Genomic DNA, 8972 nt, shown 5'->3' on the forward strand with positions numbered 1-8972 from the left:
GGTACGGACCCAGCAGGACAAGGCCCGGTGGACGTCCGATCGCCCAATGCAACGACTTCCACACCGCCGCCAGGGCGAGCTGCGAAGTTTTTCAGCTCCGATGGTCGTGACACACGCCGCGCCTAGTATCCGACGGTGCGAGCTCGGGTGATCGGCCGCATGCCCAAGGAGCAGCCCAATGCCGCGGCATCAAACGGTCAAGATTGTCGTTCTAGCCTCGGGCTTTCACCCGGTAGGTAGGTGAGGCGCGTCAGAACAGAAGAATGGTGCTCTGAGCTGCGATAATTCGACTTGTCTCAAGGTTGAATAATCACGTGATCGAGGAGCATCGTTTAGGCAAGCAAGTTTACGTCGTCGTACCCCACCCTGTCCGTCGATTCCACTGGAACCGGGGTCGTCTCGCACGCCGGCGCGGTGACGCTCCTGCGAACCGCACACGTCGCCGGACTGACCGCAGCCCCCTCGGAACACCTCTTACTCTGGCGTAAACCGTTGGCTCACTTCGACCCCGGCAAAATCATCACCAACCTGTCAGTATCGGTGGAGACTGTCTAGCTGATATAGCGACCCTCCGAGCATGCGTGTGTGTTCGGCAAAGTTCCCTCCGACCCGACTGTTTCCCGGCTGATCACCACCTTGGCCACCGATGCGCCCGCAGTGCTGATCGCTATCGACAGCGCCCGAGCCTCGACCCGCGCCGCGGCGTGGAAACACGCCGGTCAGGATGCACCCGATCTCGAGATCACCGCGCAGAACCCGATCGTCATCGACCTCGATGTCACCCTCGTCACCGCCCACTCCAACAAAGAACTCGCAGCACCAACCTACAAAGGCGGCTTCGGCTTTCACCCGCTGATGGCATTCGTCGACCACGGACACACCGGCACCGGCGAGCGTCTCGCCGCGCTACTGCGGGCAGGAAATGCCGGCTCGAACACCGCCGCCGACCACATCGACGTCACCCGGAAGGCGCTCGCGCTGCTGACGTTCACCACCACCAGCCCGGTAAGAAAATACTGGTGCGCACCGACGGTGCCGGAGCCAGTCACGCCTTCCTGTCGTGGCTGAACAATGGCGGGTTTCCTGTTCGATCGGGTTCGGACTCACCGACACCATGGTCACCGCGCTGCGCGAGGTCCCCGACAGTGCGTGGTCGGCCGCGATCGACGCCGACGAGAAGGTCCGTGACGATGCAGGGGTCATCGACGCCACCGGCGTGCTCAACCTCGCGACGTCGCCACCAGGAATGTGTGGTGATCAGAAAGGAATGCCCGCATCCCGGTGGCATCGCACGGACACAGATGCTCGGATTCACAGACCACGACGCGCATGGGAACCGAAACGGCTGCGCCTGCGAATCGCTTCCGTCGCCGGACGCATCGCCGTTCACGCCCGCCGCACCCGCCTTCGGTTGTCGACAGATGCCGCGTGGTCGGCCCTGATCGTCAACGCGCTGACCCGATTGGCGGCGCTAACCGATCCCGCCTGACCACTGACGGCGCTCAGTGAAAATGCCCAGATCTGATCTCTGAAAGTGCTCACCCGTGTGGCTCCGCCGATGAGGGCGGGCCTCCTCCGATGCTGATGGTCTCTGACCACACACCAGCGTCCCGAAGGAGACCCGCGATCTCATGCTTACATGGGAAGAGGACATGGAGATATCCGCACTGCACAAACGAGGCATGTCGATCTCGGACATCGCCCGCCATACCGGCCGCAACCGCCGAACCGTCCGCAACTACATCAACGGCACCACCACCGCCGGAATGCGAAAGAGGTCGACACCGGACCCGTTCGAGGACTTCGTCGACTACATCCGCTACCGATTCAGCGAAGATCCGCATCTGTGGGCGGTCGCTCTGTTCGACGAACTATTGGCGTTGGGTTTTGCACTGTCGTACCCGACGATGACCCGCAAGATCCGGCAGCAGAAACTGCGCCCGATCTGCCTGGCCTGCAGGACCGCAACCGACCGAGCCAACGCCATCATCGACCACCCACCCGGTGAAGAAACTCAATGGGACTACGTCGACCTCCCGAACCCGCCGACTGAATGGGGTTGGGGCAGAACAGCACACCTGTGGGTCGGCTCCCTCGCGCATTCGGGGAAGTGGCGTGCGGTGTTGACCCCGTCGATGGATCAACCGCATCTGGTCGACAACCTCGACCGTGTCGTTCGCGCGCTCGGCGGCATAACCCGGGTCTGGCGTTTCGACCGGATGGCCACAGTCTGCTACCCCGAGTCCGGTGCGGTGACCGCCAGCTTCGCCGGTGTCGCGAAGTACTACGGGGTCTCGGTCGCGATCTGCCCACCGCGTCGAGGAAACCGCAAAGGTGTCGTCGAGAAAGCCAATCACACTGCATCGCAGCGATGGTGGCGATCGTTACCGGATATGAGCGTCGAGCAGGCCAAAGCGCATCTCGACGACATCTGTGCCTCCATCTCCGACAGTCGCACTCGCCACACCCCTGACGGGACCAGCACTGTCGCCGACCTCGCAGTGGCCGAGCCCTTGCAGGCACCGCCGGCGACGGCGTATCCGGTGATTCTCGGCGACAGTCGGACGGCGTCGCGGCAAGCGTTGGTGTCCTACCGCGGCAACCAGTACTCCGTGCCGCCGGAGTTGGCGTCCGCGCAGGTCACCGTCACCCGCCCGGTCGGTGGTAGTCATCTCGACATCGTCACTGCTTCCGGCACCACTGTCGCCAGGCATGCGGTCGCCGCCGACGGTCTCGGCATGGTCGTCCGCGACAGCGGTCATGTCGTCGCGCTCGAACGGGCCGCGATGGCGACCGCGAACACCGGTAAACCGCACCGCCGCAAAGAACGGATACCACTGACGAGGCTCAGCGAACTTCAGCAGTTGTGCTCGGCGAAATTCATCACCCGTGAGCGGTTTTCACTGTAGTGGTTGGCGGGTTCCGGTGGTGGTCTTGCGGAGCTTCTCCGATCTGGCGTTGTGGTCTCGCAGGCGGTAGGAATCGCCGTCGAGGTTGAGCACGACCGATCGATGCAAGAGTCGGTCGAGCATGGCTGCTGCGACGGTGTTGTCGCCGAGTACTTCGCCCCATGATCCGACGCCGCGGTTGGTCGTCATCACGATCGAGGTCTTCATATACCGCCCAAGAGACAACCTGAAACAGTGCAGACGCTGCCTCGCCGGGCAACGGTAGGTAGCCGAGTTCGTCGATCACCAGCAAGGTCGGGCCGGCGTAGAACCGCATCGTGGTCGCCCACCGCCCCTCCAGTGCAGCTCGATGGCAACGGGCGGCGAGATCGGCCGCGGTGGTGAAATACGTCCGATAGCCGGCATGCGCGGCAGCCCGTGCGAGCCCGACTGACAGGTGCGTCTTTCCGACCCCGGGCGGCCCGATGAGCAGCACATTCGTCGCCGTCTCCAGATACCTGCAGGTCGCGAGCTCGTCGATGAGCTTGCGGTCGACACCGGCTGCGGCGTCGTAGTCGAAATCCTCGAGCGACGCCGGTGTCGGCAGACACGCGAACCGCAGACGCCCGGTCAACCGTCGCACTTCGGTGGCCTCGACCTCGATCGAGAGCAAGCGGTCCAACGCCGCGGTCATCGACAAGTCCTCGGCTGCTGCTTGGTCGAGGACCGACGGCAACGCCTCGGCCGCGTCGTGGAGTTTGAGGACCGCGAGATGGCCACGCAATCGTTGATAGAGACTGGCCGCTTCGGCCGTGTTCGGTGCCGGCATCCGGTCGATGGCTTTCTTGTCGGTCATCAGAGGGTGTTCCTTCCACGCGATGCACGTTCATAGATCGACAAGTCGTAGACGATCGCTCCGCCGTTGCCGGATTCGGCTGCACCACTCTCGGTCTCGGATCTGCTTGCTGATTCGGAATGTATTGCTTTGGAGCCTGTTCGGAGCTTTTCTGCGGCTGCGAGGGCGTCGGGTCCGGGTGGGATCCGTTCCTTGCGGCGGTGTGGTCGGCCGGTGTTCGCACCGGCCATCGCGGCCTGTTCGAGGGCGTAGATGTGCCCGTGATCGCGAACCATGACGCCGGTTCCATCGGCTGCGAGACGGTGTCGGGCGATGGTGATCCCCGAGGTGGTGACGATGTCGATGATGTCGGCACCCAGAACGTGCGTCACTGTTACTGCTGCACTTGCGAGTTCGGGTGGAACTGAATACCGGTTGCCGCGGTAGGACACCAGCGCCTGACGGGAGATGATCCGCTCGGTGGTCAGGATCGCCGGATACGCAGCTGCCGGCATCGGATGCAGCCCCTCGGTGGTCGCGATCGTCGCCACCGACGCCTTTCCATCTGTCGTGGGCCGCAACCGTGTGTCACCGCGCACAGCGCAGAATCGGTCCAGACTCGCCTGAGCTTGCTCGATGCTCAGATCATCAGAGAGGTTTCTCCACCAGCGCTGCGCTGCAGTGTGATTGGACTTCTCCACCGCGCCTTTGCGGTTCCCGCGCCGCGGTGGGCAGATCGCAACGGACACACCGTAGTGTTTGGCGACTCCCGCGAAGCTGGCGGTGACCCGCCCCGAGTCGGGGTGGCAGACGGTCGCCATCCGATCGAACCGCCACACCCTGCTGACTCCGCCGAGTCCTCGGCAGATGCGGTCGAGTCCGTCGACGACATGCGGTTGGGTCATCGCCGGTGCGAGGATCCCGCGCCATTTCCCCGAACACGCCAAGGTTCCGACGAACAGATGTGTCATCGATCCCCACTCCCACGAGGCGGGCGGGTTGGGTAGGTCGACCCAATCCCATTGTGTCTCTTCACCGGGCGGGTGATCGATGACCGCGTTGGGCCGTTTGGTGGCGGTCAGGCAGGCTATGCAGATCGGACGGAGCTTGAGCTCGCGGATCTTGCGGTGCAGCGTTTGGTACGACATCGAATATCCGAGGTCCTCGAGTTCGTCGCACAGGGTGCGGACCCACAGGTGCGGATCGTCGATCAGGCGGGCAGTGACGTAGGCCAAGAAGATCTCGAACGGGTCCGGTGCGCTGCGTTTGCGCACTCCGGGGGCGGTGGTGCCGTTGAGATAACTGCGGATCGTGTTGCGATCGCGGCCGGTGTGTCTGGCGATCGCCGAGATCGACCAGCCTCGTTGTCGTAGGGCGTGTACTTCCATGTCTTCCTCCCGTGTAAGCATGAGGAGCGGGTCTCCTTCGAGTAGCTGGTGCGTGGTCAGAGACCATCAGCTTCGTAGGAGGCCCGCCCTCGTTGGCGGTGCCACACGGGTGGGGAATTTCGGTGAGCGTTACTGCTGAATTTCGATGAGCGCCGTCACCACCAGGGCCTGATGCGCTCAGAGCGGCAGAAGTATTGCGTGGCAGCCGTTTCCATAGGACGAACAACTCGGAAGGAACAGCTGAAACCGATTCCGCGGCAGCATCATCGGATGTCATCGACCTCTCGGCATACGAGCGGGCCGCACGGGGAAGGAACACTCTCGCATGAGTGAAACACCGACACCACGTGCCACCGCTGATCGCCTCCCCGCACCGAACACCGCCGAAGCAGCGAGCCTGTATCAACGTTTGCGCAGCCACCTCGGGGTCCTCAAACTCGCCGACGCCGCCGAAGCACTGCCGTCGGTACTCGACCAGGCCGCGGAGGAGGAGCTGTCGGTGACGGCAGCGTTGGAGCGGTTGTTGTCGATCGAGGTCGCTGCCACCGAAGCGCGGCGGTTGACCGGCAGGTTGCGGTTCGCGTGCCTGCCGACCCCGGCATCGCTCGAGGACTTCGACTTCGACAACGCGGCCGGAGTCGACAAGAAGCTGATCGATGAACTCGCGACCTGCAGATATTTGGAGACCGCGACGAATGTGCTGCTTATCGGGCCGCCCGGGGTCGGAAAGACGCATCTGTCGGTCGGGCTGGCGCGGGCTGCTGCACATGCCGGGTATCGGACGTATTTCACCACCGCTGCCGATCTCGCCGCTCGATGTCACCGGGCCGCGATCGAAGGTCGGTGGGCGACGACGATGCGGTTCTACGCCGGGCCGACGCTCTTGGTGATCGACGAACTCGGGTATCTGCCGCTACCGGGAGAGTCGGCGTCGGCGTTGTTTCAGGTTGTCTCGCAAAGGTATATGAAGACATCGATCGTGATCACGAGCAACCGCGGAGTCGGATCGTGGGGCACGGTCCTCGGTGACGACACTGTCGCAGCAGCCATGCTCGACCGCCTCCTGCATCGATCCGTAGTCCTCGACATGTCCGGTGACTCCTACCGGCTCCGCGACCACAACGCACGCTCGGAGAAACTCCGCAAAGCCGTCACCGGGACCCGTCAACCGCTACAGTGATCACCGCTACCGGGTGAGCACTTTCGCTGAGCGAAGTTGAGCACTTTCGATGAGCGCCATCACCACCAATCCTCACCCGCACCATTCGAAAGAAACCCTCTCGGATAGTGGAACCGAGCGCCAACCGATCGACATCGACCGTAACGCTACGCCCGAATCGAGGTGAGCGCAATCGAAATCCACAATCTCGAACCGCTCAGGTGACCACGTCAACAGGAAGAGAGATCGAGGCTTGGCTCGTAATTTATTCTGCTTTAGTTCATGCACATTGTTAACACATGTCCAACCTTCTGGCTCTTTTCATTGCAGGAGAGCGTTGGGAAGAAGAGCTTGAAAATCGATAGGATCACGGGCGGAGCTACCTGCAGCTAATTTTGTGAAGGTGTAATAAGAAAGATTCTAATTTGCCACTTTTCAGCGAACTCTTCCAGCCATTCTTGGTCATTTTTATAGACTTCGGGCCGGGCCAGCAGGTAAAGAACCTCCATGTTTACAACAAGTCGAGGATATGCGGGAATCTTTCCAAATTTTTCTGTTAAGTAATCTCGCAACTCAACTCTCGCTACGATGTACTTCGGTTCAATCTTATGAAACGCGCTTTGCGTGGTCTCAATCTTCTCTTGCAGAGAGGAAACTTGCTCCGAAATGTCGCGCGTTAACGTCACGACCTCTTTCAGCATGTCCTTTTCGCCACGAGGGGCTAACTTCTTGGATTGAGTCTCCTTACCTTTTTCAAACTCCGAGTCAAAATGCGTCCACATGCTTTCAAAGCCGCGTTGCTTTTTGTCCCACTCTGTACCGACAACCTTCGCCAGTGCTTGAAGAGTCTCGCGAATGCCTTCCTTGTGGAGCATCTTGGCCTGAAACTGCTTTAGTGGACCCTGTAGTTCACTTTCACTGTCGTAGTCAACCAGGCATGGAACGACGCGGACTTTGGCGTCGAAGACCTGCTTCGAGAGTGCACCTGCTTCGAAGTTGATCCATGGTGCCATCTCAGTTGCCCGCGATACGATCGCGATGCAGAAACTGCTTCCGTCAAGCTTCGATTTAATGTCATCAAATCCACGTGAGCCTGCGTCGATGTCAGCCCGCGAAACGAAGGGCTCGACACTCTCAAAGGTTGAATTCAGCAGGTCGCGCCAGACTAAAGCAATCGCTTGGGACTGTGCGCCCGACCAGCTGATGAATACCTTGGTCTTGCCAGATGCGTTCTCGTCGTCGGCCACAGCACAACGGTATCAGTGCCGTGCATAAGATTCACCGTCTGCACTAGTACTGGTCCGTATGTCGATTGCTTCCACACACACGCTCGCAAAATCTGAGGCGAGTCGTACGTCTTCACGCGCCCCGTCGTACAGCGCGAACACCTCAATGCGAGCCCGCCCGCCTCTGGTCCTTCGCTGCAACCTTCATATAGTAGTCCGACTCGTCGAAGACAATGTTTGTCCAGGACCGCGAGATGAAGCGGGCGCTTTTGCTGAACTCAGCTACATAGCTGGCCGCAGACGTGTCGACACCGCAAAGAGCTGGGTGCAAGTAGTCTCATTGCAAGGATGCCTCTTGGTCCGCGACTCGGAACTGACCGGCGCAGTCTGAATACCCGAGGTGAACTACCCTCGCTGACGAAGGGCTGCGTCGATTGCAGGATCGCCGATTGTGCTCAGCCAAGTCAGCAGATCTGGATATGCATTGGGATTCAGGGCAATCGTCGGCCGCAATTCAGGTCGGCTCGCGGCGAGATTCATGAGTGTCTGCTGACTTGTGTTGGGGTCGGCGGCGCGGTTCTGATCCGCCGATGTACTAGACGTGCTCGCAGTCGGTGTTGGTATCTCTAAAGGGCTTGCTGTGTGCGCAGGAAACGGGTTCGGACTGGCGTTCACCGGATCTGCAATCGGCAAGATGGGTCGCGGATATGTCGCGGATCCCGTTCGTGACGTGTGGATCTCGTGGCCCGCTGCGCTCGCAATTGGCCACAGGCGTTGTCCGGTATCGATGAGATTCTCGAAGAACGCTCCACCGGTGGCGACCGATACGCCGTATACCAGCGCCAGGAGGAGTATCAGGAGTCCAGGCCAGATTGCCGCCGACAGCGACCAGGACGCGATGGCCAGGAAGAACAGCGCAATGAAGCCCGCCATGCCCGCGGACCTCTGAACAAGGTGTTGTTTAAACGTATCCATTGCTGCTCTTCAGCCCCAATCCGGGTCAGTCGGGGTCGCTGTAGTTAGAGATGGATGATGGGACTGCCCCGAGTTCGGTTGACTCGTTGGGTTGAGTGATTCAGGCCGCGTGTGCGGACTGATTGATTGTCTCAAACTCGGTTGGGGTGAGTTTGCCGAGCCGGCGTTGGCGACGCTTGCGATGGTAGGTCCGTTCGATCCAGGTGACGATCGCCAGCCGTAGCTGCTCTCGCGTGGACCACCGCTGGCGGTCGAGCACGTTCTTCTGCAGAAGCGCGAAGAATGACTCCATCGCAGCATTGTCTCCGCACGCCCCAACCCGCCCCATGGATCCCTGTAAACCGTTGCGGGACAGCTCATATACGAATTTTCGTGAACGGAATTGGCTACCTCGATCGGAGTGGACGATGGTGCCGTCCGGGTCTCGTTGATCGACGGCGTTTCGCAGTGCAGATACTGCCAGTGAGGCTTTCATACGGCTGTCGATCGAGTATCCGACGA

The 8972-nt window shown here is 60.9% G+C and carries 6 protein-coding genes and 2 pseudogenes; 3 read left to right on the plus strand and 5 right to left on the minus strand.

The features are described 5' to 3' along the window. The first annotated feature begins 366 nt into the window (after nucleotides 1-366). A pseudogene (locus tag ACOQFP_RS22890) lies at nucleotides 367-1489 on the plus strand (transposase). A 142-nt stretch (nucleotides 1490-1631) separates the two neighbouring features. Then, entirely contained in the window at nucleotides 1632-2909 is a 1278-nt protein-coding gene (locus tag ACOQFP_RS22895) for an IS21/IS408/IS1162 family transposase (RefSeq protein ID WP_421585643.1), read from the plus strand. On the opposite strand, the pseudogene istB (ACOQFP_RS22900) reads toward ACOQFP_RS22895, so the two are convergent. Beyond that, nucleotides 2901-3744 (minus strand): annotated as a pseudogene (gene istB, locus ACOQFP_RS22900) (IS21-like element helper ATPase IstB). The gene ACOQFP_RS22895 and the pseudogene istB (ACOQFP_RS22900) sit on opposite strands and share 9 nt — an antisense overlap. Further along, nucleotides 3744-5132, minus strand: a complete 1389-nt coding sequence (locus tag ACOQFP_RS22905; RefSeq protein WP_421585644.1) for an IS21/IS408/IS1162 family transposase — start codon at nucleotides 5130-5132, stop codon at nucleotides 3744-3746. The pseudogene istB (ACOQFP_RS22900) and the gene ACOQFP_RS22905 overlap by 1 nt, the downstream one beginning before the upstream one ends. 304 nt (nucleotides 5133-5436) lie before the next feature. Here ACOQFP_RS22905 and istB (ACOQFP_RS22910) point away from each other — a divergent pair, with 304 nt between their 5' ends. Continuing rightward, nucleotides 5437-6291 (plus strand): IS21-like element helper ATPase IstB, encoded by an 855-nt coding sequence (istB, locus tag ACOQFP_RS22910; protein WP_421585645.1) that lies wholly within the window; start codon nucleotides 5437-5439, stop codon nucleotides 6289-6291. A gap of 368 nt (nucleotides 6292-6659) precedes the next feature. On the opposite strand, the gene ACOQFP_RS22915 is transcribed toward istB (ACOQFP_RS22910), so the two are convergent. The 3 genes from ACOQFP_RS22915 to ACOQFP_RS22925 all read right to left on the minus strand — a co-directional run. After that, nucleotides 6660-7517, minus strand: a complete 858-nt coding sequence (locus ACOQFP_RS22915; protein ID WP_421585646.1) for a TIR domain-containing protein — start codon at nucleotides 7515-7517, stop codon at nucleotides 6660-6662. Between the two features lie 384 nt (nucleotides 7518-7901). Beyond that, entirely contained in the window at nucleotides 7902-8429 is a 528-nt protein-coding gene (locus ACOQFP_RS22920; protein ID WP_421585647.1) for a hypothetical protein, read from the minus strand. A gap of 142 nt (nucleotides 8430-8571) precedes the next feature. Further along, nucleotides 8572-8972: transposase (locus ACOQFP_RS22925; protein ID WP_421585648.1), on the minus strand; the 401-nt coding region annotated here is incomplete at its 5' end.

This window comes from Rhodococcus sp. MALMAid1271, assembly GCF_049195265.1.
Classification (GTDB): Bacteria; Actinomycetota; Actinomycetes; order Mycobacteriales; family Mycobacteriaceae; genus Rhodococcoides.

Excerpts from the sequence above, each read along its gene's own strand:
- ACOQFP_RS22920 (WP_421585647.1), bottom strand. The coding sequence starts at position 8,429 with ATGGCGGGCTTCATTGCGCTGTTCTTCCTGGCCATCGCGTCCTGGTCG.
- istB (WP_421585645.1), top strand. The coding sequence starts at position 5,437 with ATGAGTGAAACACCGACACCACGTGCCACCGCTGATCGCCTCCCCGCA.
- ACOQFP_RS22895 (WP_421585643.1), top strand. The coding sequence starts at position 1,632 with ATGCTTACATGGGAAGAGGACATGGAGATATCCGCACTGCACAAACGA.
- ACOQFP_RS22905 (WP_421585644.1), bottom strand. The coding sequence starts at position 5,132 with ATGCTTACACGGGAGGAAGACATGGAAGTACACGCCCTACGACAACGA.